General features: G+C 67.9%; 15 protein-coding genes. 7 read left to right on the top strand and 8 right to left on the bottom strand.

All coding sequences use genetic code 11. The features are described 5' to 3' along the window. Positions 1-7: 7 nt before the first annotated feature. Together AC0VX6_RS28030 and AC0VX6_RS28035 are read left to right on the top strand one after the other, a co-directional pair. Entirely contained in the window at positions 8-3,484 is a 3,477-nt protein-coding gene (locus AC0VX6_RS28030) for a hypothetical protein (protein ID WP_475466904.1), read from the top strand. A gap of 33 nt (positions 3,485-3,517) precedes the next feature. Further along, positions 3,518-5,152 (top strand): hypothetical protein, encoded by a 1,635-nt coding sequence (locus AC0VX6_RS28035; protein WP_475466905.1) that lies wholly within the window; start codon positions 3,518-3,520, stop codon positions 5,150-5,152. 212 nt (positions 5,153-5,364) lie between these two features. Here the strand turns inward: AC0VX6_RS28035 and AC0VX6_RS28040 are convergent, their stop codons facing one another. Continuing rightward, complete coding sequence (locus AC0VX6_RS28040) at positions 5,365-6,822, bottom strand: tyrosine-type recombinase/integrase (protein ID WP_475466908.1); 1,458 nt, start codon at positions 6,820-6,822, stop codon at positions 5,365-5,367. 568 nt (positions 6,823-7,390) lie between these two features. Next, complete coding sequence (locus AC0VX6_RS28045; RefSeq protein ID WP_475466910.1) at positions 7,391-7,705, bottom strand: helix-turn-helix domain-containing protein; 315 nt, start codon at positions 7,703-7,705, stop codon at positions 7,391-7,393. Between the two features lie 476 nt (positions 7,706-8,181). On the opposite strand from AC0VX6_RS28045, the gene AC0VX6_RS28050 reads away from it, so the two are divergent. Continuing rightward, complete coding sequence (locus AC0VX6_RS28050) at positions 8,182-9,264, top strand: Fic family protein (protein ID WP_475466911.1); 1,083 nt, start codon at positions 8,182-8,184, stop codon at positions 9,262-9,264. Positions 9,265-10,292: 1,028 nt separating this feature from the next. Here the strand turns inward: AC0VX6_RS28050 and AC0VX6_RS28055 are convergent. Next, positions 10,293-11,708, bottom strand: coding sequence for a tyrosine-type recombinase/integrase (locus tag AC0VX6_RS28055; RefSeq protein WP_475466913.1), 1,416 nt, complete (start codon positions 11,706-11,708; stop codon positions 10,293-10,295). A gap of 407 nt (positions 11,709-12,115) precedes the next feature. Between AC0VX6_RS28055 and AC0VX6_RS28060 the strand changes: the two genes are divergently transcribed. Beyond that, the gene (locus AC0VX6_RS28060) at positions 12,116-12,283 is read left to right on the top strand and encodes a transposase family protein (protein WP_475466915.1); all 168 of its coding nucleotides are present in this window, start codon (positions 12,116-12,118) and stop codon (positions 12,281-12,283) included. A gap of 717 nt (positions 12,284-13,000) precedes the next feature. Here AC0VX6_RS28060 and AC0VX6_RS28065 read toward each other — a convergent pair. After that, positions 13,001-14,065: an IS110 family RNA-guided transposase gene (locus AC0VX6_RS28065; protein ID WP_475466916.1), complete on the bottom strand. Its 1,065-nt coding sequence runs from the start codon at positions 14,063-14,065 to the stop codon at positions 13,001-13,003. A gap of 691 nt (positions 14,066-14,756) precedes the next feature. Here AC0VX6_RS28065 and AC0VX6_RS28070 point away from each other — a divergent pair. From AC0VX6_RS28070 to AC0VX6_RS28080, 3 genes are all read left to right on the top strand, one after another. Next, the gene (locus AC0VX6_RS28070) at positions 14,757-15,773 is read left to right on the top strand and encodes a cytochrome P450 (RefSeq protein ID WP_475469456.1); all 1,017 of its coding nucleotides are present in this window, start codon (positions 14,757-14,759) and stop codon (positions 15,771-15,773) included. 54 nt (positions 15,774-15,827) lie between these two features. Next, positions 15,828-16,592 carry a thioesterase II family protein gene (locus tag AC0VX6_RS28075; RefSeq protein ID WP_475466918.1) on the top strand — a complete coding sequence of 255 codons (765 nt, stop codon included), beginning with the start codon at positions 15,828-15,830 and terminating at the stop codon, positions 16,590-16,592. A gap of 107 nt (positions 16,593-16,699) precedes the next feature. Further along, a complete protein-coding gene (locus AC0VX6_RS28080; protein ID WP_475466920.1) occupies positions 16,700-17,533 on the top strand; it encodes a pentapeptide repeat-containing protein in 834 nt (277 codons plus the stop codon). A gap of 18 nt (positions 17,534-17,551) precedes the next feature. Here AC0VX6_RS28080 and fabD read toward each other — a convergent pair whose 3' ends face one another. From fabD to AC0VX6_RS28100, 4 genes are read right to left on the bottom strand one after another with little or no spacing between them, the layout of a single operon-like run. Next, a complete protein-coding gene (gene fabD, locus AC0VX6_RS28085; protein ID WP_475466922.1) occupies positions 17,552-19,447 on the bottom strand; it encodes an ACP S-malonyltransferase in 1,896 nt (631 codons plus the stop codon). 13 nt (positions 19,448-19,460) lie between these two features. Continuing rightward, a complete protein-coding gene (locus AC0VX6_RS28090; protein ID WP_475466924.1) occupies positions 19,461-21,737 on the bottom strand; it encodes an enoyl-CoA hydratase/isomerase in 2,277 nt (758 codons plus the stop codon). Next, the gene (locus AC0VX6_RS28095) at positions 21,725-22,987 is read right to left on the bottom strand and encodes a hydroxymethylglutaryl-CoA synthase family protein (protein ID WP_475466926.1); all 1,263 of its coding nucleotides are present in this window, start codon (positions 22,985-22,987) and stop codon (positions 21,725-21,727) included. The genes AC0VX6_RS28090 and AC0VX6_RS28095 overlap by 13 nt, the downstream gene beginning before the upstream one ends. Continuing rightward, the gene (locus AC0VX6_RS28100; RefSeq protein ID WP_475466927.1) at positions 22,987-24,195 is read right to left on the bottom strand and encodes a beta-ketoacyl synthase N-terminal-like domain-containing protein; all 1,209 of its coding nucleotides are present in this window, start codon (positions 24,193-24,195) and stop codon (positions 22,987-22,989) included. Before AC0VX6_RS28100 ends, AC0VX6_RS28095 begins: the two co-directional genes overlap by 1 nt. Positions 24,196-24,213 lie beyond the last annotated feature (18 nt).

Here is a 24,213-nt window from a genome sequence, read left to right on the forward strand (position 1 = left end):
ACCCCCGATGACCGCAACGAGCTTCCCGGCCTCGGACACCCTGGTCGTGCCCGTCGAGGTCGCGGCCCTGGCCGTCAACGACACCGTGCGCGACACCAGCGTCGTCTACCGGGCCGCCGCCAACTACTATCCCGTGCTCAACGGTGAGCGCGGCGCCGAACCGGACCCGTTCGCCAACGACACCCAGTGGTGGCAGAACTCCGACGTGCCCGGCGTCTACCTCCAGTGGCAGCTGCCCGAGGCGCTCACCCGGGGCCGCCAGGGCCCCGACGGCGAGATCGGCGACTTCCCGCTGGTGCCCAACCGGTGGCTGGTGGCCCGCTACCGGTCCGGTACCCGCCAGGTGCGGGCCTGGATGGTGCACAGCGACTTCGTGGACGCGTGGGAGGGCACCGTCTCCTTCGTCGACCCCCACACCGCCCGGCCCGAGGCCACCAAGATCGGCCGCAAGGTGGAGCTGGCCAAGGGCGCACCCTGGAGCGAACCCGACGACGGTGGCGAGCCCTTCCTCACCGCCGTGGGGCCAGGCCTGCTCGCCTTCTCCGTCTACCAGCCCTTCAACACCAACGTCTTCTCCATCCACGACCCCTTGGAAGACGTGGAGGGTGAGGAGCGGCTGGGCTACTTCGTGGCGGGTTGGTACGCCGATCCCGGCAGTGACATCCTCTCCGGCGGCGTCGACTACGCGACCCTGTTGGAGGAGCTGGAGTGGCGGACGCCCTCAGGGGCCGGGCACCGGAGCCGCTCGCTCTACACCGGCACGGTCCTGGGAATCGGCTGGAAGCCCACCGGGATGATCGACGACGCCATCCCCGACCGGCGCGACGTGGCCGTGGCGGTGGGCAACAGCACCGCCGAAGCCCAGGGCGCGCTGCAACAGCAGGCGGCCGGTGCCATGAGCGAGGAGGACGCCGACCTGTTCCGCGCCTTCCTGCTGGACACCCTGGACGAGATGGACCGGCCCGAGGGGCCAACCCTGCTGGACCGGGCCGCCCACCGCTCCGGGTTCGGTCGCGGCCCCGGCGGCTACACCTGGCAGGTCGCCGATCGCGGCGATCCCTGCGCCCTGCCGCCCGAACCCGCGGGCGTCCGTCAGCAGCGGCTTCTCGCCGAACACTCCGTGGTGGGCGAACTCAACCGGCTCCAGGCCGAGCACGACCGGCTCGAACGGGACCTGGCCGCCGCCCGCGAGCGCCTCCACCACCTGTGGTTCCTGGAGCGGATGCCCACCTACGAGGACAAGCCCGAGGAGTTCACCGACCACATCACCGCCCAGTTGGACCCGGACAACCCCGACGGGGCCGCCGGGACCGTGCGGCGCCTGGCCGCCGAACTCGCCCGGATGCGCCGCGAGGACCTGCCCTGGGGCCGTGAGGACGAGGACCTACAGACCCAGGCCCGCGCCTACGCCCAGGACAAGGGCATCACCGGCACCCGGGTGCTCATGCGCGTGCCGGACACCGGGTTCGACCACTCCGCCGACCCGGTCGTCCTGCTCCAGGGAGCCGGGCTGCACGCCCCGCTCTCCAGGGACTTCTTCCTGCCGTGCCGCACCCCCGACCAGGCCGTCACCAAGGTCATCGACGGCGGCGACAGCGTCGACGCCCCCGGGGTGAGCCAGGACGTCGACCAGGTGGAGCTGACCGGCCTGCCCGCCGCCCTGGAACCGTTGGCCGCCGAGTTCTTCGTGCTCGAACGCGCCCGCGCCCTCGGCCTGGACCTGGACGACCACGAGGGCGCCCTGCCCGAGTACGGCACCGGCGACTGGGAACAGGCCTGGCAGCCGCTGGCCCTGCACTGGAGTCTGCGCTACCACCACACCCCCTTCCAGGAACAGGGGCGGGACCGGTGGGCCTTCGACGGGGTCCGCTACCGCTGGCAGGGCGGCGAGCGCGAGGAGGGCTACCGGGAGATCACCGGCAAGCAGTACCTGATGCCCAGCGCGGGCGCCGACCTCAGCGGACGACTCGCCGCCTACACCCGCTACCGCGACGACCTCGACCCGGCCACGATCCGTACCCTGCGCCAGCAGGCGAACGAGGCCGACCTGCTCTCCCAACGCCTGGACGGCTTCTCCACCCGGCTGGCCCAGCGCCTGACCGGAGGACACGTCTCCCCCACCGGCGAGATCGCCGAACTGATCGGCGACGGCCAGCGCCTGGCCCCCGACCCGGGAAAACTCCCCGGCCGGTTCGACCCCTGGCCCGCCTCGGAGTTCGTGGACCTGCGCGCCGGACAGATCCTCTTCTCCAGCCTGACCATCGTGGACCGGTTCGGCAGGGCCGTACGGCTGGTACCCGACGACGACCCGGCCCACTTCGCTCTGGACGCCGTCCCCGAGGCGATGGTGCCCGACCACCCGGTGGGCGAGTTCGGCGCCGACCGGTACGTCGAGCTGGGGCCCCGGCTGCTCCAACCCGCCCGCCTGGCCTTCGACCCGCTCATCCCCGGTAGCCAGGAGCCGGTCACTTTCGATCCCTCCCGCAACCCGGTGTGCGGCTGGCTGCTGCACAACCGTCTGGACGCCTCCCTGGCCTGCTACGCCCCCGAAGGGGACGCCCTGGGCGAGCTGCGCACGGTCATGGCCCCCGACAGCAGGGAGCAGGTGGTGGCCTGGCGACGGCTACCCGGCTCGGACCTGCACACCATGGACGACCTGCGCGAGGACCACCCCCACCTGCACGAGGTGCTCGAACCCGTGCGGCGCAAAGGCCCGGACACCCTGGCGGCGCTGCTGGCCACCGTGGACGAGGCCGCGGCCGGGATCGACCCGGGCGGCGCCGACCCGGGCGGGGCCGCGTTCTTCCTCGGCCGCCCCCTGGCCCTGGTCCGCGCCCGACTGGACATGCACCTGGAGGGACCGGCCCGCTCCGACGTGGGCTGGCGTGAGGCCATCGAACCGCCCGCCCCCGCCACCACCGGCTACCAGTGGACCGTGCGCCTGGGCGAAGCCGCCCAGACCGACGACGGCCTGGTGGGATACGTGCTCAACCGCGACTACGAGCACCTGGAGACGGTGGTCGACCCCGAGGGCCCCGACACCGACTACCTGCGCCCCATCGCCAACGGCGCACGACTGCGGCTGCGGCTGGACACCGACGACGCGGCCGAGGTGATGCTGCTCATCGACCCCCGCGCCCCCGTGCACGCGGTCACCGACGTGCTGCCCGTGGGAAAGCTGGAGATCCCCCGCAGGTTCGTGGACCCGGTGCTGGAGCACATGTCGGTGGCCTTCCGCACCGGGCCGCTGCTGGCCGCCACGGTGGAGCGGCAGGTGGACGGGGAACCGGTGGCGGCGGTGTCCATGCCACGCCCCTCGACCGTCACCGGCACCTGGTCGTGGACCGAACCGGCCGGTGAGCAGTGGCAGGAGTATCCGATCGAGGCGGCCGACCCCGCGCGGCAGCCGACCGCCAAGCCGCACCTGCGGTCCGGGTTCCTGGTCCTGGACGACGCGGTCGCCGCCCACCGCTGCGCTGAATAGCCCTCTCACCCCTGAGCAGAAAGAACGAACCACATGGCCATCATCAACACCCTGCGCACCGGCCCCGACGAGGAACCCGGCCTGGAGTACACGCTCTACACCACACCGCACCCGATCCGGGTCTCCCCCGAGGGCGCCGAGGAGGGCGACAACTCCGAACTGGACCCCGCACGCGCCCAGCTGGTGTTCGTGGCCTCCAACAACAGCCGTTCCCCGGTGCAGTTGAAGAAGCTGTCCGTGGAGATCCCCACCGGGGACCTGGCCGCCCAGCTCGCGCTGAGTCTGGAGCGGGTCGAGTCCAGCATCAGCCTGGACGGGTGGACCGCCTCCCGCAGCGGTGAGCGCATCGAGTTCACCACCACCGAACCCCACACCGAGATCGCCCCCGGACAGGGGCTCACCTTCCAGGTCTCCAACATCCCGGTCAACCACGAGGTCGGCGCCGTCGAGCTGCGCGTCCGCGAGGACTACCCGGCCGGCAGTCCGGGCACCCTCAGCATCGTCACCGGCAAGTTCCCGCAGGACTTCTACCTCGACGGCTTCTCCGCCGACGCCTACGAGATCGACAACGGCGGCAAGGTCGTCCTGACCTGGAAGAGGTCGGAAGGGGTCACCACCACCCTGCTGTACGGGGGCAAGGACCCCGAGGACGTCACGCAACTGGAGCGCAAGGAGATCACGGACGTCAGGGCGACCACGACGTTCTACCTCATCGGCAGGGTCGGTGACGTGGAGATCATGCGGTCGGTGCTGGTCACCGTCCTCAACCCGGACATGGTCGTCAACAGGCTCACCGTCAACGACAGGTTGGAGGCCAAGGGCGACGTGTCCGTGGCTGCGGACAAGACCCTGTCGGTCTCGAAGCTCTTGGACAACAACGGCGGCGGCATCACGCTGGTCGGCACCGTCACTCAGTCGAGCGGTGGCATCACCACCGGTTCCAGCGGACTCACGGTCAACGGCACGCTGGCGGCCAAGGCTGATCTGGTCGTCGCCGCCAAACTCGACGTCGGCGGCTACCTCACTGTGGATCCCGCCAACAGCTCCCACGGCACCGGCCCGGGACGCCTGCAAGTGGGCAATCTGGTCGTCAGGCCCGGAGACGTCCTCCTCCAGGACGGCCTCAGGGTGACCGGCACACTGTCCGCCGAGGGCGGGGCGACGGTCAAGAAGAACCTGACCCTGAGCGGCATGAGCGAGGGAACGAACCTCATGGGAAGCATGCACGAACTGACCGCCCGGCATCCGTTCGAAGGGTTGGCCGAGGGGGCGATGTATACCTACCGGGCCAACACTGACGGCTACGTGTATGCCACCATCAGGGCAGACTCCTATGGTGCCGTGGCCCGCGCCAACATCTACAACCGCTCCAACAATCTGACGGTCGGAGCGCTCGTCGATCCCGCGGGGAACAAGCCCGACAGGTCCTCAGCGGTCATAGGCGTCAAAAAGGGCCAGGAGTTCGGCCTGACCCGGGCAGTGTGGCACGGAGCCGTGTACATCTACTTCCGCTGGGTTTCCATCGGGCCCGGGGCCCCCGAGCCCACCTATGTCGGCACCGCGTCCGTGTCGGCCGGCGAGTTCGAAGAGGACACGGCAACGGACTTCTGCTCTGCGCCTCAGGGGGCCGCGGCCACGGACGGCGTCAAGAACAACGGGGTCGGGTAGAGGACCTCTGAAAAGGTCATGGCCGTGCACGTGCCCAACGAAGAACAGGATGAGGGCATCGCGGGATAGATGATGCCCTTCGAAGCTGCTTCGTCCTACACGCAGTGCCGAGAACCCCAACCAGATGAACTCTTGGCAGTGGCCGAGCAAAGAGTGGTGAAGCCATTCCGTGTCCGGCCCTGCCGAGCCAGCGCTCGACCATCACGCGAGTCCTAGACACGACGTTCGATTCCCCCGGCGCCGTGGCTGCGCGGTACCAGTTCCGCGACCGCCTGTGCCGACTCGTGGAACAGCTCCGGTAGGACGCTGGTGTACACGTCCAGGGTCGTGGCCACACGGGAGTGCCCCAGCGTTTCCTGCACGACCTTGACGTGGGTGCCCGCCGCCAGCAGCAGGGTCGCCGCCCCATGGCGCAGATCGTGCAACCGGATCGGCGGTAGACCCGCCTGGGCGGTGAGCTCGCGAAAGCGCCGCAGCACCCGGTCGGGGCGCAGCGGGGCTCCCAGTTCGGTGGTGAACACCAGCCCCGAGTCCTGCCACGCTCCACCCGCACGCTCCCTCCAACACGCCTGACGCTCGCGGTGGCGCTGCAGGGCCTCGACGGTGACCTCGTCCAGGGCCAGCGTCCGCCTGCTGTGGGCGGTCTTGAGCTTGGCCCACACCAGCTCCCCTTTCAGCAGGACGAGCTGCTGCCAGATCTCGGCGGTGCGATGACCAAGATCGAGGTCGAACCAGCTCAACCCGCACGCCTCGCCCCGCCGTGGGCCCCGGTAGGCGATCAGCTGGAACAGCGCCTCCATCGGATCGCCGCGGACGTGGTCCAAGAACGCCCCGGTCTGGGCGGGGGTCCAGACCATGACCGGTCCGGGCGCCTCACCGGTGACCACCCAGCGGCGCACCCGGGCATCGGTCCAGATCTGCGGCCTCTGGTGCTCGGTTTTGGGGACGCTGACGTGCGAGGCGGGGTTGAACGTGATCATCTGTCGCGCCCTGGCCGCGTTCAAGGCGCTGCGCAGCGCGCTGACGATGGCTCGCTTGGTGGTGGGGCCGGCGTGGCGGCGGTAGTGGAAACGCGCGCGCAGTGCCGGGTCCCCGGTGGTGCGCGCCAAGGCGATGAGCTCGTTCTCCTCCTCGATGAGTTCGAGCATGTCCTGCACGTGGTCCACGCGCAGACGGTCGATCCGGTACCGGCCCAGGTGCGGTTTGAGGTAGAGGCGGACGTGGGTTTCATAACCCAGGAAGGTGCTGGGTGCCAGGTGGGGGCGTTTGGAGGGGAGCCAGTGGTCCAGCCAGGTGTCGAGGGTGGGTGCCGGGGCCAGGGGTTGGCGGCGCAGGTAGCGCTCCCGCACCGTCTCTACGTCGGGCAGCTCCGCACCGTTGTCCAGGGCGTGCACCACCACGGCGGCGGCTTCGCGGCGGCCCGTGTCGTCGTCGCGGTCGGGGATCGCCAGCAGCCGCTGTGCGGCCTCCCCGACCCGGTGGGCCTCTTTCCTGCTCGGATACCCGCCGCGCTTGAGGTAGGTGTGGTCCCCGGAGCCCGAGGAGGACCGGGGGAGCGGGATGGAGAAGTACCAGGACCCGTGACCGGCACCATCGATGTCGCCACACCTCTTGCCCAGCCGCCGGTACCGGGGTTCACCGCGGCGGCCGAGTGCCGGCCGACCGTCCACCCCGAGGATCTGCTCTCTGCATGAACACCGCTTGAACAGGCGAACGGCCACTGAAGATCCTTCGCTTTCGTCCTCTTCCCCGTGGAAAGGTGCTACCCGCCATGAGAGTCAGGGGAAAGCGAAGGAACGATCCTCACCAGCGATGCCGACCGATCAGGTTGCGCAGAGCAACCCAGACCCGGACACAACGGGCTTTCTGGAGGTGAAAAGAATACCTTTTTGAATACACTTCTCACGGGTTACCGCATGGCCGTTAGGTTCCTATCTTCAGGCCCGCGCAACCGGGATTGAGCACATGCGGCCCCAGCAACGAAGCATGCCCGAGGGACGGCCCCGGCTGTTCCACCAGAGCTCGGGTGCGAACACATCATCATCCGTACGAGCGATCATGCGCTCACGGCCCCTGGCTGTCCCCGAGTCATCCAGATGCTCCAAGGAGGCCTTCACTTCGTGTGGGTGTGGGGGACGGCCAGAGCCGGAGGTCGGGCGACAGCAGTCGGGGTGCCTCGATCGGTACTGTTCGGCGGCGGTGCGGCCTTCTCAGTGCTCACGTTTCGTCAGCCTGATTTCAGATCGGGTCGGGGATGGCCTGGTCGTCCAGGTAGGCATTCAGTTCCAGGAATCCCAACAAGGTGTGACGCATGCCGGCCCTGCCCGAACCGTTGCTCGCATGGGCCGCATGCCCGAACTCGGATGCCACCACGGTTCCGGTGAGCTGAGCGACCGTATGCCCCGTCTCCCACGCGATGGACACGACCTCAGGCATCTTCGCTGACCGGTTCCCGGAGACGATCCGAGTCAGCGTGGACCGCGAGATGCCCATGGCGTCGGCGAGAGTACGCCGACTCAGGCCCGATGCCGCCCGGGCGCGCTCGGTCCGCATTCCGATATCCGTCGCTACAGTTTCCACCACTCCGCCAGCCTGAACCATCCAACTTGCACTGGGCGTACATCCGTACAGCCCCACGGTCCGAGCAGCCTGAGAGCGCGGACGTCGAGACTCTGTCGCCTCCACATCTCCAGTCCCGCGTACCGTCGCTGGACCAAGGTGGCCCATTCTGGTTCAGGAGCGTTCCATCGTGTACCAGGGGTGAACCAGGACCCCGAGCAGGGGCTCGATCAGGGCCCACTGGTCCTCGGTCAGGTCAGAGGGGTAAGCCGGGTGTCGCGGTAGGGGGTCATGTTCGCGGCCTGCCGGTATGCCAGAGCTCAAATAGCCCGCATCCCCGCCTACGCACCTCCCGAACGCGGGTCGACGCGTGATGAGGACATGTCGGGACACCTAACACGCCCCGAGAACATGTTAAGTTTATCCAGGATTCTTAACATGTTTTGCGGACACGTCGAAGGAGTTGACGCGTGCCCTGGAACCCCGACGTTCCCTTCAACGATCTGCCCCCGCTGCCGCCGGCCGGCCTCGACCTCGAGCCCAAACCCGTACTCAAGGCGACCGTCGAAGCCCGAACGGCGCTGGCGACACTCGCCCAGGCCGGCCAGCTGCTGCCGAACCCCAACATCCTGATCCACGCTGTCCCGTTGCTCGAGGCACAAGCCAGCTCCGAGATCGAGAACATCGTGACCACGGCCGATGAACTGTTCAAGCACGCCGACTCCGGCGGAGGGGACCACGCCACCAAGGAGGCACTGCGCTACCGGAGCGCACTGTTCGCAGGAGTCGAATCGGTCAGGAACCGGCCACTCACATCTGCGACAGCTATCCGAATCTGCTCCGAGTTGCAGGGCCGGGAGATGGCCATTCGTGCGGTGGCCGGCACACGCATCGCGAACCCGACCACACGGCAGGTCGTGTACGCCCCGCCCGAGGGCGCCGACCTCATTCGCGAGAAGCTGTCGGCCTGGGAGCGATTCGTTCACGCTGAGGACGACCTTGATCCGCTGGTGCGGATGGCGGTGGCCCATTACCAGTTCGAGGCGATCCACCCCTTCCACGATGGCAACGGACGTACCGGCCGCGTCATCAACATCCTGATGCTGATCGAGGCCGGTCTACTGGACGACCCGATCCTCTATCTCTCACGCGCCATCATCGCCCGCAAGAACGACTACTACCGACTCCTGCGAGCCGTGACAGCTGACGGCGCCTGGATCGAATGGGTCCTCTACATTCTCGACGCTGTTCACGACTCCGCAGTGTCGACGACGCGAAAGATCAAAGCCATCCGCACATGCCAGGAGGACATTGCCGAGCGAGCTCGTGCCGCCACCCCGGGTGGTCGGGACGCACAGTTCTTGGCAGTGCTGTTCGAGCAGCCCTACTGCCGCATCAATCTCGTGGCCGACCGATGCGAGGTCTCGCGCCAGACTGCGTCGTCCTGGTTGCACGCCCTGGTTGAGGCGAGGCTCCTCAGCGACGTCAAGGTTGGTCGGGAACGCCTCTTCGTGAACCACGAGTTCCTGGACGTGCTGACGCGCCCCGAATGAGCGGACACGAGCAAAGCCTGCGACCCGGGTCAGCCCGTCGCTACCCGAGGGGAACGCGGAGGCCGTCCGGTCCCGGGACGGCAAGCCGGAGTTCTCCGCGTTCATCGTCGCGGTCGTCGAGCGGGAACTGCGGGGACAGGGGCTGAACGAGTACCTGGCCGACTACGAGAGTCGCAGGGGGCCGGTATCCGAGCGGGCAAGGCTACGAGCACGGCAGGTTTTCGACGAGGCGTTCGCCGAAGAGGGCCAGTGGACCGCCGCGGGCTGAGCCACGAGGGGCCCTGGGCAGCGAAGGGCTCTCCAAACTGCTCGCCGATGACAAGGCCGTGGTGGTCCTGGTCACGGAGCCACGGTCGCGCGGCGTGGAGGCGGTGCTCAGCGCGCTCACCGTCATCGAGGCCGTGCACGCTCGCACGAAATCCCTACCTTCGCCCTACTGGCGAGGTTCTGTGGGTTTCGTGCGACGCGGGCGTCACAGCGGAGGAGGAGCCCTTTGAGGTGGCACGCGCACATCGTCTGACGCCGGTCAGCGAAGGCGTGAGGCGGGACCGCGGTGGGCCGCGCAGACCCCTCCAGCATGGCGCGGGAAGTATGCCGAAGGCCTGATGGGCCAACGATCGCGGCGGTGTGGCACATACGTGGAAAAGTGCGGAGTCGGACCGGCGACACAGGGCTCTGACATGCGGATATTCATCCGATCATCCGATGACTACGGATCAGAAGGTTGGGGGTTCGAGTCCTCCCGAGTGCACCATACAAGCCCCTGACCTGCAAGAATGCGGTCGGGGGTTTGCTTGTTCCAGACCATGTGAAGCCCGAAACCGCTGTTTTTCGACCCTCTGTGGCTCATACGTGGTTTTTTCACCGATCAGAAGCGCACCACAGCCCCTTAGCGACACCACGCCACCCCGCCTGAACAGGTAAAACGCGTGTACGAGCGCAACTGATGCAAAGTCAGACGCACCTTTGCCGCTGGAGGGGGTGATGAGCTCGCCGACCGGGGTTCGGTCGTCCTACTCAGAACCCGGTCACTCGGCTGAGAAGCTCACAAAACCCGCCTCCATACGGTCTCTGTTGCGCTCCTCACGTCCGCTGATGCACCTGGCGTAGACGCTCATCAAGACCTCCAAGCTGTGTCCCGCCCACTCGGCGGCCTGGGCGGGGGAGACCCCCTCGTCCAGCCACGTGGACACACAGGCTCGTCTCAGGTCATAAGGAGTGCTAGCCAACGGACTCGCCTGCTGCTCGCGGTCCAGAACCTGGACTCGGGCTCGCTTCCACGCGCGGGAGTAGACGCCGGTGTCCAACTGGCGCCCCCGGACACCGAAGAAGACCAGTCTGTCGGGACCCACTCCGAACCGGTCGTGGTGCCGGTGCAGGATGCGGGTGAGCTGCGGGGCGCACGGAACGACACGGCTTTCACCAGCGGCTCGCCCCTTGGGCTGAAGCCGGTCGCGGTGTTTCCCTGAGTCGGTCCACTGCTTTCCGACCTCGGGTGCGGCCTCTCTGATGACGATCTCGCCCCAGTTGTTTTTCGGGTCCGCCGACTCCTGCCATGACCGGCTGCCCGGGTCCCACCATCGCTGGGGTAACTGAACGTTGGGCCACCGAAGGACGACTGCCTCCTCAGAGCGTATCCCGGTGAGGTAGAGGGTGCAGAAGAACGCCTCCAGCCGTGGACCACTTGGTTGTTGGGCGGCAACGGCGTTGATCAGCGCCCGTGCCTGCGCGGGGTTCGGGACGAGGGCTCGCTCCACCACGCGCACACCGCGCCTGGGCGTCCTCCACTTGAGCTGCGTCAAGGGATTGACGTCCAGGTACCGCTGCTCGACTGCGTAGTCGAGGACGTGTGACAGCACGTGTTTGGCCTTGATCGCGCTCTGTGGCGCGCAAGGTGTGCCGTCCTTCTTCTGCGTGATGCGGGTGAGTACTTTGCGGGTAAGCGCCGGGGTAGCCAGATCTCCGATGGATCGGGTGTTTTGCTTCACCCAGGCCAACGCTTCGCTCACCTTCGCGGGACGGGGAGCGTCACGGTAATTGGTGCTGTAGGCCCAGCCCTGGAGCGCTCGTCGGAGCAGGTCTCGATCTGGCGGGCCTGAAGTCTTCTTGAGCAGCGCCTCGGTGGCGTCGGTTAGTATCCGTGCACGGTCTTTGCGGTGGTTCCCTGACGTCCCCTGCCAGTGATCATCCTGGTACTGGCAGGCGAACGCGTACCAGCTCACATCCTCGGTCTTCCAGGCATCGGGCAAGCCCGTGTCAAGTCTGAAGGCCTCACCGTGGCGCGCGGCAACGATTAACTCGGATCGGAACGCTTCAGCAAGTGCTTTGGTGGAGAAGGTCCTCGGCCTGGCCCTGTCGGCGACCCTCCAGCGCACCGTGTAGGTGCCCGTCGCCCTCTTGTTCTTGCGGATCCCCCACACTTTGACGTCGTAGGTGGTCTCCATCAGTCGGCCCCGCCTTCACGGCCATGCCCGTAATCATCTCGGGGTAGCGTCCACCCATACAGCTCGGCTCTCCAAGCCACCACCCGCTACCTCTGGCTTCCTGAATCGGGGCGGCTGGGTGTGAGCGATCATCTCCATCACATCCGGAGCTGAGCCCGAGCCTTTGTCCAGCACAATCACCTTTACAAGCGATGCCTTCCTTGCCAGCGGTTCAACCTCCCACTTGCGCGTTGGTGCGTGATAGCGGATGAGGCTTCGCTGAAGGGTCGTGACATGCTCTGGCCGTGGTGGTCAAGCTCAACCGTGCGGTCCTGGCCTACTCCTGGAAAGTGGCTGTTGAAAGACCACCGAGACCAGGCCCAGGGAGAGGAAAACGGGCCACCGGCGCCAACGCTTGGCATCGGCTGGTGACCACCCTGATCCACCTGCGTCACGACCCGCCGCACGCGGTCCTGGGCCTGTTGTTCGGTGTGGACCGCCCCGCCATCACTCACGCCATCGGCCGGAACCGTACGCTCTTGACAGAGCGGAGGTACGCGGACCCAACCGTCCGAGAGTACGCTTGCGCACCTTGAAGGACGTGTTCGCCTACGCCCACGCCGAGAGTGTGGAGTTGCGGTTGGACGCCATCCAGGTGGAGGTTCGGTGACCCCTCGCGGGTCGGGGCGGCCAGCGGGCGTTCATCTTGGGGAGAAGAACACCATGGAGGCCACCGTCGTGGCCGACCACCAAGGGCTCACATTGTGGACCAACGCCATGCGGCCCGGGCGGGTGCATGACGCCACCGCGGCCCGCGCTGCGAACATAGACGCGTGTTTCCTACTTCCACGAGGTGGAGGTGCTGTTCGACGACGGATACCTCGGCCTGCGGCCTACCGGTCCATCGCCGGGTTGGTCTCCAACCGCACCGCGGACGAGGTTGCCATGCCTCACCCGCTATCACGCACCAACTCGTTAGCCGCACCCAATCACGGCCCCTGGTCCTCCCCGAGTCCTCCAGGCGCTGTTGGCCGGTACTCCGGTAGCGGATCTCGTTGCGGTTCTCTCCCACGCTTTCGATCAGTCCTGTCACGTGGGAGTCATTGGTGGCGGGGCCGCAGGACTACACGCGCTCAGGCACTACCCCGGTTCCGGTGAACTGTCCTGTACCGGGAGAGGTGTGGGCGTACGTGGGCGCGCCGCCTCGACCGCAGGGGGTTGCGCCCTCCGGCGTCGCTCCTGCTGTGGAGTTGTTGAGCCCAAGCGGCCGGTGCTGAGCTCGGGTGTTTCGTACCGGGACGGTCCTATAGATGTCAAGTGAGGCCCAGATCGGATCTCAGATCGCGGAAGACCTCCCGAACGATGAAGCGCTTGAGGCAGCGCAACACGTCCTTCTTCGACAGACCCTCGGCAAGACGGCGACGCATGTAGTCAGTACTTCTCTGGTCGTAGCGGAGCCGGCAGACGGCGATCATGTGCAGAGCACGGTTGGCCTGCCGGTCGCCGCCACGATGCAGCCTCATCCTGCGGGACTTTCCGGAACTGACGGGAATCGGTGCGACACCGCACAAGCGCGCGAGGCCAGCCTCCGAGCCAAGCCTGTCGACGTTCTGGCCGGCGCTGACCAGCAACTGGGCCGCGTGACCGGTCCCGATCCCGACCCGGGAGACGAGCGTGGGAGCCGTCCTGGCCACCAACCGGTCCAGGTGGGTCTGGACGGCGGTGATCTCTTCGTCCAGGTCGTGCACGCGTCTGGCCAGAGCTCGCAGGGCCATTTTCGCGGCCTGAACCGGCTCATGCAGTCGGGTGGTATCGGGGCGGAGCCCGGCGCACTGGGACGCTTTGCCGCGCCCGCCACGCGCGGTGATCTGTTCGCGCACCGGTGCGGGCGCGGTGACCAGTGCGTTCTGCAGCTGGGTCAGCGCAGCTGAGCGGGCCTTCACCGCGGAGTTGCGCGCCAGGGAGAGCAGTCTGATTGATTCGACAGCGCCGTTCGTGCTCTTGGGCCTGGCGGTGGCTTCTCCAGACAGCACTTTGCGTGCGGCTGCTTCGTCATCGATCACATCGTCCTTGCCTCTACGGGCTCTGGTGTGGGGGTGGGGTGTGTTGACCTCGACCACGTCGACACCGGCGTCGAGCAGATGCCGGGTCAGCCCCGCGGCGTAGGAGCCGGTCGACTCGACACCGACCCGGTCGAGGAGACCGAAACGGGTGAGCCAGTCGAGAAGGTCTCGGTATCCGGCGGTAGAGACCGGAAACTCCTGGTCCGCGATGCGCAGTCCCTTGTCATCGAGTACGACTGCATGGTGGGTGTCCTTGTGCGCGTCGATGCCGGCGACGATCACAGGTTGCGTGGCGGCGGTGAGCACAGCGGTCATCGTGGAACGGGTCCCCTTCGCTTCGCGTACTGGACGACCGAACCGATCCGGGCGGACACAACAGTGATGAGGTACGCGGAACAGGGTCCTATGAAGTCACGTCCCGTCCGGGTCCGGCTGTCCGGACCATGTGGAGAACCGCTCGAGGGGAGCCGACGGGTCCCAGCCAGGACAGCACCGTCAGGCGCGTCAGTCTATTAGGAAGTCAGACTCCCACCGAGCGGTTCCCCTCCATCCTCACTGTTCTTTAGAGACTCAGAACCAGGCCATCCACACGACGTGGGCACTTGAACAGGCCCTGAACCGTGACATACCTGAGCGAGCGTTGCCCTTCTAAAGGACCAGCTACGAGCCGCCCCCTTCAAAAACTCGAGCAATCCTGGTTGATAACATCTCGAACAAAGCGTTCGAACATTGTGGTGCGAAATGCCGCACATCACCGAAGCCACCTACGATCAACAGACAGGACCCGATGGCTAACAGCACGTCACCCACGGAAGAGCAACCGCTGTTCGATCCGTTCGCTCCAGGGTTCACGGACGATCCCTACCCGCAGTACGCGGCACTGAGAGAGACCGCCCCCGTCTACCAACATCCTCTGGGGTTCTGGGTGGTGAGCCGGTATGAGGACGTATACGCACTACTACGCTCAGACACGTCGGCGGAGTTGCGGAACGTTGCCGCGGACTCGATGGACAACCTCCGCCAAGAAGACGAGAAAAAGAAGACCCTTCTCATTGACGGCTTCTCGATGATTGACAGGGACCCGCCGGACCACACGAGGCTGCGCCGCCTCGTCCAACAGGCGTTCTCTCCGAAATCGATCCGTGCGCTCGCCCCGCGTATCGAGGAACTCACCGAGGAATTGCTCGACGGAATCGCCGACGCGGGCGAGGGCGACCTGGTACGCGACCTGGCGTCCCCCCTGCCGTTCACCGTGATCGCCGAGATGCTCGGAGCTCCCGAGGACCACCACACGCGCATCCGGGAACTGAGCGGTACGTTGGTCCGCTCCCTCGAACCGATCAACGACCCCGCGCTCATGCGGGACATCGAGGCCGCGGACGCCGAACTCAGCGAGATCACGGCCGAGATGGTCGAATGGAAGCGCCGCACACCGGGCGACGACCTGATGACCGCCCTGATCAGAGCGAACGAGGACGGCGATACACTCAGCGAGGACGAGCTGACCGCCCAGGTACTCCTGCTCTACATCGCCGGGCACGAGACGACCGTCAACCTCATCTCCGGTGGCACGCTGGCCCTCCTCAACCACCCCGAACAGTTGGAGCTGCTGCGAAGGCGTCCCGACGAGCTGATGCCGAACGCGGTCGAGGAGCTGCTCCGTTACGACAGCCCCTTGCAGTCGAGCAGACGCATCATGCTGCGGTCGACCCCCATCGGTGGCGTCGACCTCCCGACCGGAGCGTTCGTGATCGCCGGTCTGGGATCCGCGAACCGGGACGAGCGCCACTGGGGACCGGACGCGGACACGGTGCGCTTGAAACGCGCGGACGCCCGAAGCCATGTCGCCTTCGGCGCCGGACCGCACCACTGCCTCGGAGCCTCGCTGGCCCGTCTGGAGGCCAGCGTCGTCTTCACCCGCCTTCTCCGGCGCTTTCCCAAGCTGGTGCCCGACGGCGACGTCTCCTGGAACGGCCGTATCAACGTCCGTGGTCTGGCGTCGCTGCCGATCTCGGTCCGCTGACGGTTCCACGGCACGTGTGACCCCACCAAGGAAACGGAAGGGCCTGTAATCCCCATGCCCGGAACCGTCGACACCAGCGAGCTCTGGCTCCGACGCTTTCATCCCGCGCCCGACGCGCCCACCCGCCTGCTGTGCTTTCCACACGCCGGAGGGGCCGCGAACTTCTACTTCCCGGTTTCCAAGGCCCTGTCACCCGGCACGGACGTGCTCGCGGTGCAGTATCCCGGCCGCCAGGACCGCATGTCCGAGTCGCCCCTGACCGACATCCACGCACTCGCCGACCGCATCACCGATGCGGTCACCCCCTGGGCCGACCGCCCCCTCGTGCTCTTCGGCCACAGCATGGGCTCGCTGGTGGCGTTCGAGGTGGCAAGGAGGCTACAGGACCGCGGTGTGCGCCCGCGTGCCCTATTCGTGTCCGCGCGCCGTCCTCCGCACCTGCATCGGGAAGCAGCGGACGGCGACCTCTCACAGGGCGCCCTCGTCAGGGCGATGAAGGAGCTCAACGGAACCGACTCCAGCCTGCTGGACGACCCCGCGATGCTCGACATGATCATGCCCTCGATCCGCGGTGACTTCCAGGCCGTGCGCGACTACCGCTACCGGCCCTCCCCCAGGCTGGCCTGTCCGCTGGTCGCCCTCTCCGGTGACAGTGACCCGTGGATGGACGCCGGAGAGATCCACGGATGGAGGGACCACACCTCGGCGGAGTTTCGTTCGAAGGTCCTGCCAGGCGACCACTTCTACCTCGTCCAGCACCCGGAGACCGTGCTGTCGCTCATCACGGAGTGGCTCTCGCTCCCGCACGGGACCCGATGACGTGGGTTCACGACGGCGCCGTTCTCCGCACCGACGGGAGAGAATACCCTGTTGGTGCGGTGACGGTGCCACCCACGCCCCTCCCCGGCACGGAAAGGACGCACGACTTGTCACAGGACCACGAGCCCTCCACCCCGGACGCTCCACAGCTCGACCTGGGAGCGGACTGCGCGAACTGCTTCGGCCTGTGCTGCGTCGCCCTCCCCTTCACCGCGTCCACGGACTTCGCCGTCGACAAGAAGGCGGGCGAGCCCTGCGCGAACCTGACCCGGGACTTCGGCTGCGGTATCCACTCCCAGCTCCGGGAGCGGGGTTTCCCCGGCTGCACCGTCTTCGACTGCTTCGGCGCGGGCCAGAAGGTCTCCCAGACCACCTTCGCCGGGAGGAGCTGGAGGGAGGCCCCCGACACCGCCGGAGCCATGTTCGCGGTCTTCCCGGTCATGCGCCAGCTCCACGAACTGCTCTGGTACCTCACCGAGGCCCTGCGGATGCCGGAGGCCGGCCCCGTCCACACCGACCTGCGGCGCGCGCGGAACGAGGTCGAGAACCTCACCCACCGCAGCGCCGAGGAACTCATCGGCGTGGACGCGAACAGCGTCCGCGGCGAGGTGAGTCCCCTGCTGCAGCGGGCCAGCGAACTCGCACGCGGCAAGGTCCCCGGGCGCAAGAGGAACCACCGGGGTGCCGACCTCATGGGAGCACGCCTTCGGGGAGCCAGCCTGCGCGGCGCCAACCTGCGCGGTGCCCTCCTCATCGCGGCCGACCTGCGTGGCGCCGACCTGAGGAGCGCCGACCTGACCGGGGCGGACCTGCGCGACGCCGACGTCCGCGGCACCGACCTGTCCGACGCCCTCTTCCTCACCCAGCCCCAGATCAACGCGGCCAGGGGGGACTCCGGGACCAGGGTGCCCCGGGCCCTCGCCCGACCCGCGCACTGGTAGGCCGGACTCGGGCCCAGCTCACCTCCCCGCGCCCGTGGCGTCCGCCAACCGACCGCGCAGACGCCTCATCGACACGAGGTTGCCGCCGAACTGGTTGATCGCCGGGGCGCAGTGGTGAGTCCCTCCGTGGCCGTGCTTGAAGAAGTTGGCGAAGGAGCCGCTCGCGCTGAGGTCCACGAGGAAACGGGACCCGGGTTCTCCGAGCTCGGACGCCACGAGCTCGGAGAACCTCACCTCGCGCCGGACCACGTCCCACAGGTACCGGTTCCACCCGTCCAGCTCCGAGGGGCCCAACGGCCCCGCCTTCATCGAGGAGTACACCGGAAGGCGCGGCTCTCTCACCGGGATCTTCGCGCCCAGGGCCAACCCCTCGTCCCGAAGATGGTCGAGGTACCGGGAGTGGAACGCCTGCCGCACGGGCAGCCGCACCGCGATCACGTCGTCGAACTCCAACGCCGACCGCACCTCGTCCAGTACCCGGGCCTCACCGCTGACCACGAAGTTCTCCTCGAAGTTGACGGCCGCCAGGTCCGTTCCGGCGAACAGGTTCGGCCGCTCGTCGTAGAGTGAGGGTTTCGCGAGGATGGTGAGCATGCCGCCGCCGCGCACGCCCCTGACCAGTTCGGCCTGCCGCACGACGAGATCGAGTCCGTCGTCGAAGGTCATCGCGCCGGCGACGGTGGCCGCGACGTACTCGCCCAGGCTGTGCCCCAGTACCGCGTCGGGGTGATAACCCTCCTCTCCGAGAGCCTCGGTCAGGCTGTAGCCGACGCAGTAGAGCGCCGCGTGGGAGTAGAGAACGTCGTCGAGGTCCTGGCCCCGGCGCGAGTCGTCGTAGACGGCGTCCACCAGGGACCTGCCCGTCAGCGTCTGGTACGCCGCGCTGCACCGGTCCATGGAACTCCGGAAGGCCGGGTTCTCGTCGTACAGCTCACGCCCCATCTGGTAGTACTGCGTCCCCTGGCCCCCGTACATGAAGACGAGACCGGTACGGTCCTGCGCTCCCGACACCGCGGGAACGGTCCGGGTGCTCCGGGACCGCGCGCTCTCCTCGACGGGGAGGGGCTCCTCGACGATCGAGGCCGCCAGCTTGGTCAGGACCCTGCCCGGACCGACCTCGTGGAAGTCGTCGTACCCCTGGTCCACCAGCCAGGAGATGGACTCGTACCACCTGATCGGGTTGGAGATCTGCTCGACGAGGTGGTCCGTGTACCCCGTCGTCGGATAGGGCCGGGCCGTACGGTTGGAGACGACCGGAACCGTGAGTTCCCCGAACTCGAACCCGGCCACGAACTTCGCGAACTCCTCCTCCACCTCCGCCATACAGCGCGAGTGGAAGGCCGCGCTGACGTTGAGCGGGACGAACGATGCCCCCGCCTCGGTGTAGGCCCGACGCACCTCGGGCGAGTGGAGTTCGTCGTACACCCCGGACAGGACGCACTGCCTCCGCGAGTTGATGTTGGCGATGTCGATGCCCTGGTGGGGAAGGCCCTCCAGGATCTCGGCCGTCCGTGCCTGGTCGAGGTTGACCACGGCGGCCATCGCCCCCTTGGGCGCCCGGCTCATCAGCTCGCCGCGCTTACGGACCAGCCGAAGACCGGTGACGAAGTCGAAGCCCCCGGCCGCGAACAGCGCACAGTACTCACCCAGGCTGTGACCGGCGAGGAACCCCGGTTCGACGCCGTCGCGGGAGATCCGGTCGAGGTGGTGGAGCACGTTGACGACGTAGAGCAGCGGCTGGGTGTACTCCGTCCTCGCCAGTACCCCGTCCGGGTCGCGGAGGCACACCTCCTCGACCGAGTATCCGAGGCACTCGTCGGCCTGGGCCACCAGGTCCGGGAACCGTTCGAACAGTCCCTTCCCCATCCCCCTGCGCTGTGAACCCTGACCGGGAAACATGTGGACCGGCTTCATTCTCTTCCCTTCCTCATGCCCGGGGCCGACGGTCCTCGTCGGCTGACGTGCCCTGCCCGTACCGCCCAAGCCGTTCACCCAAAAGCTCCGCGGTTCCCCTCAGGAGGTGCTCCGCGACGACAGCCACCCTCCGTTGGTGCCACGGCTCCAGCGGTGTGCCCTTCACCCAGGCGTTGAACGCGCCCATCGCCGGACCGCAGTGGATCTGGTAGTCGACCCGCTGCTCCGTGCTCCCCGACATCGCCAGCCGGGTGGAGTGGACGAAGTACCACCGGAAGATCCGCGCCATCCTCTGCTTGGGGTTGCCCTCGATGTCGGCCAGTTGCTCCGGGTACCGGCGGGCCAGGTGTTCACGCGTCTCCTGCCACACGGCGGCGATGGAGCGCTTGAAGTACTTCTCCTCGAGCATCGTCCTCGTCCGGACGTCCAGGTCGTCGATCGAACCGTGTCGCATGTACAGCTCGTACAGCTTGTTCGCCCGCGCGGGAAAGAACAGTCCCTTCCTGACCGCCTGCACCCTGGCCCCCACCTCGAACATGTCGCCGGCGGGTGCGTAGCCCGTGTCGTGGACTCCCAGCCCTTGCAGGATGTCCTTCACCGCCTCACTGGTGCCCGCCTCCACCGTGCACTGGTTGATGGACCCCGTCACGATGAAGTCGGCGCCCAGCATGAGGGCGGCGAGCGCCGACTCCGGTGTGCCGATGCCGCCGGCGGCCCCGATGCGGACGGTGTGCGAATAGCCCGCCTCGCTCCTCACGCGGTCACGTACCGCGCGCATGGCCGGCATCAGGACGTAGGCGTTGCCCGCGTCCGTGTGGCCCGCGGAGTCCGCCTCGACGCACAGGTCGTGTGCCAGGGGAACCCGCGCCCCGAGCTCGGCCTGCTCGGGGGTGATCATGCGGCGCTCCAGCAGTTCCCGTACCAGGTCGGGCGGCGCGGGACGCAGGAACCCCTCTGCCACCTCGGTCCGCGAGACCTTCGCGATGACGCGGTTCTCCTGGCGAACACCGCCGTTCGCGTCCCGTGAGAGCCCGGCCAGGCGGTAGCGCACCAGCGCCGGGGACGGCTGGACGTAGGCGGACGCCTCGACGTGACGCACACCGTGTCTGAGCAACAGCTCCACCGTCCGCATCTCGAGGTCGGGTTCCTGGGGGCCGCTGAGCAGGTTCACCCCAAAGGTCCGTCCGGGCTGGAGCCCCTGTTCGATCTTGGTGATCGAGTCGTCGACCACGTCCAGGGGGAGTCCGCCCGTGCCGAGGAAGCCGAGCATCCCCGCGTTTCCCAGGGCGGTCACCAGTTCGACCGAGGCGATCCCCTTGTACATGCCGCCGGCGACGTAGTTGTAGCGGAGTCCGTAGTCGTCGCGAAAGCCCGGGTCCCCCAGTGACTCGGGAGTCACGGCGGGCGCCCCGGACGGCACCGGGGATCGCCGTTGCTCCCCTTCGGATGCTTCGGGCGTGGGCATCGGCGTCCCGGCCTTCCCGTTCGGAGTGGGGGTGTCGTCGTTCGTCGGCCCGTCCTCCCAGGGGAAGAGGCCCTGTTCCGTGTAGCGCCGGATCGCGCGCACGTTCTCGGGATCGTCGAACGCCTCGCGGTTCGCGGCGATCGCGGCCTCCTTGTCGTGCTCCGGGACGGGTGACAGCCGTCTGAGGTAGGACTTGTACCGCACGACCGCCTTCTTGGACAGGCGGTTCAGCCGCCGCAGGTGCCCGCGCAGCAGCGCCTGGCTGTCGGCCCCGGTGGCGTCCACCAGCCCCCACTGACACGCGCGCTCGGCGTCGATCACCTGGGTCGTGCCCGCGAGGTAGCGGGCCCGCTGGGAGCCCACCCTGCGGGCGAGGAAGGGGAGGACGACCGCCGGGACGAGCCCGAACAACAGCTCCGAGAGGCTGAAGGACGCCGTCTCGTCGGCGATCACGACGTCGCTCGCCGCGACGATGCCCACCCCTCCGGCGTTCGCCCTCCCCCGTACGTGAGCCACCGTGACGAAGTCCCCGTACGCGATCCGACGGAAGAGTTCGAACATCGGCTCAGGGTCGTAGCCGGTGTCCCTCCCCTCCCTGGCCGCCTCACTGATCACCCCGAAGTCCGCCCCGAAGCAGAACACCTCGGGCAGTCCCTCGATGACGACGACGGTGGTCGGGGAGTCCGACGCGCGTGCGAGCACGTCGCCCAGTTCACGAACCATGGCGGCGTTGAGCGCGTTGTCCGCCTCCGGTCGGTGTATCCGCACGAAGCAGGTGGCGTCCTGCTGGCGCACCCTCAGGGTCTCGTAGCTCACCCGGTCCATTCGTACTCCCGGTGGAAGTCCCTGATCCCCCTGAGGACCAGTCGCGGCACCGGCCCCGCGGCGTCCCGGACCCGGGGCAGGAGCCCCTGGTCCGCGGTCACGTTCCGCGTACCGAAGCGGATGAACCCGTTCTCGCCCAGCAGCCCCTCGTACTCCTCGATCGACAGTTCGTAGCGCGCGTCGAGGTGGGCCCCGATCTCCATGCCCTTCAGTTCGGCGGCTCCCCGGGGTGTGACGACCCCGCTGTAGAACTCGGCGCAACACCCCGAGCCGTAGGAGAAGCACCCCACGCGTTTGGCCGAGTCGAACCCGCCGTTGCAGACGGTGCTCGCCAGTGCGAGGAAGACCGTGGCGCCCATGATGTTGCCGACCCGCTGGCAGTAGGCCAGCCCGGGCAGGACCCGGCGCTCGAAGTCCTCCGTGATCTCGTCGGGTTTGGCCCTGGCGACCTTGCGCATCATCGAGCGGTGGGCGCCCTTGACCATGCCGCCGAACGGGGTGTGGAAGGCGAGGTACTGGAACGAGTCGCGGTAGTCCGCCCCCTCCACGCGCTCCTCGTAGGCCCGGTAGGTCTTCTCACAGCAGTCGAGGTAGGACATCAGTGAGAGGTCGACGTCCCCCGACTCGCTGTCCGGCGCGGGGCGGCACGTGTCCATGACCTCGTAGCCGTAGTAACCGCTGGCGCCCACGTCCATCTGGAAGACGTGCGGGACATCGCTGACCAGCATGGCCACCGCTCCGGCTCCGCCGCTGGGCTCGGCGTAGGACCAGTCCTGGTCGGCCACGTCGCGTCCCTCCTCCAGGAGGTAACGCGAGATGTCCGTGGCGACCACCAGCGCCTTGGCCCCCGGCGAGGTCTGGGACAGGACGAAGTTGACGGCCATCTGCAGACCGGCCGTCCCGGCGTAGCACGCCTGCTTCAGCTCGAACATGCGGCAGTTGCGGCTGAGCCCCAGCACGTCGTGGAGGTAGGTGCTCACGGACTTGGAGAAGTCGATGCCGGATTCGGTGCACGTGACCAGCAGCTCGATGCGGTCCCTCTCCCGCGGGTCCAACCGGTCGAGGAGGGGCTTCGCCGCGTTGGCGCCGAAGGTCACGGGGTCCTCGAAGGGGAGGGCCACGGCCTTCTCCCTCATCAGCAGGTTCTCCATCCTCGGCAGGTCGAGGCCCCGATGCCTCGCGAGTCCCATGACGTCGAGCACCGCCGAACCGCCGAAGACGTTCATCGCCTCGATACCGACACGGACCATCACTTCACGCTCCCTGGACCGCTCGCGCTGACGCACAGTGCGGTGTTGATGCCGCCGAAACCCGCGCTCAGGCTCATGGCGTGCCGTACCTCAGTCTCACATCCCTCCTCGCCCACCCAGCGCAGGTCCCCGTCGACGGGATCCCGGAGGTTGCGGGTGGGGTGGAGGCGTCCCCGCCTCATCTGCAGGAGGGTGGCGACCGCCTCCACGGCTCCGGCCGCGCTCAGCCCGTGACCGGTGACGGACTTGGTGGCGTTGACCGCCGCACCCGTCAGGCCGCAGGCGCGCAGGGCCGCCACCTCGGTCCTGTCCCCGACGGGCGAGGCCGTCCCGTGGGGGTTGACGTAGTCGATCTGGCCGGCCTCTAGCCCGGCCCGTTCCAGAGCTTCCCGGATCGCCCCGGACTCACCGTCCTCGGAGGGGTCGGGCCCGCGGTTGGCGTCCAGCCGCACCGACCACCCCGACAGGGTTCCGTAGTCCTCCAGGCCGCGGCGCTCGCCCCGGCGCTCGATGACCAGGGCCGCGCACGCCTCGCCGAACACGAAGCCCTGGTGACCCCGGTCGAACGGGCGGCAGGCGAGTTCCGGAGCGTCCGCGCACCGGTCCGGGACCATCGCGCCCATCGCACGCAGGCCCAGGCACTCCCAGTACGAGAGGTCCATCAACGCGCCCAAGGCGACGCAGACGTCGACGCGGCCCGCGGCCACCGCTTCGGCGGCCTCGATGACCGCCAACTGCCCGCTGGCCGAGGCGCCCCCCACCGTGTGGGCCAGGCCCGTGATGCCGAAAGCCGACGTGCACTGGCCGCACAGGTCGCTGTCCAGGAAGGACAGCCCGTAACTGGGGCGGAGGAAGCCCGGTCTGTCCCGGTGGCGGTCGTGGGCCAGGACCAGCTCCCTCTGGCTCAGGTTGCTGCCTCCCACGACGAGACCGACGCGTGCGCCGTCGACTTCGTCGAGCCGTGCCTCCTCCCACGCCTCCTCCAGGGTCGCCAGGGCGACCCTGGCCGTGAACGAGGAGGTGCGCAGTTCACGGGTGGTGAGCCGCCCGGGGGTGACCTGGCCGGGGATCTCCGCTCCGACGAACCGGGTGCCGTGCTGCCTTCCCGGCCGCTCCATGACGGCGAACCGGTGCGCGCCGTCGAACAGGGCGCGTGCGAAGTCGGCCTTGCCCCGTCCGACGGCCGTGGTGACCCCCAGCCCGGTCACCGTGATTTCCCCCGGAGT

This window comes from Nocardiopsis sp. iso_25, from assembly GCF_056173305.1.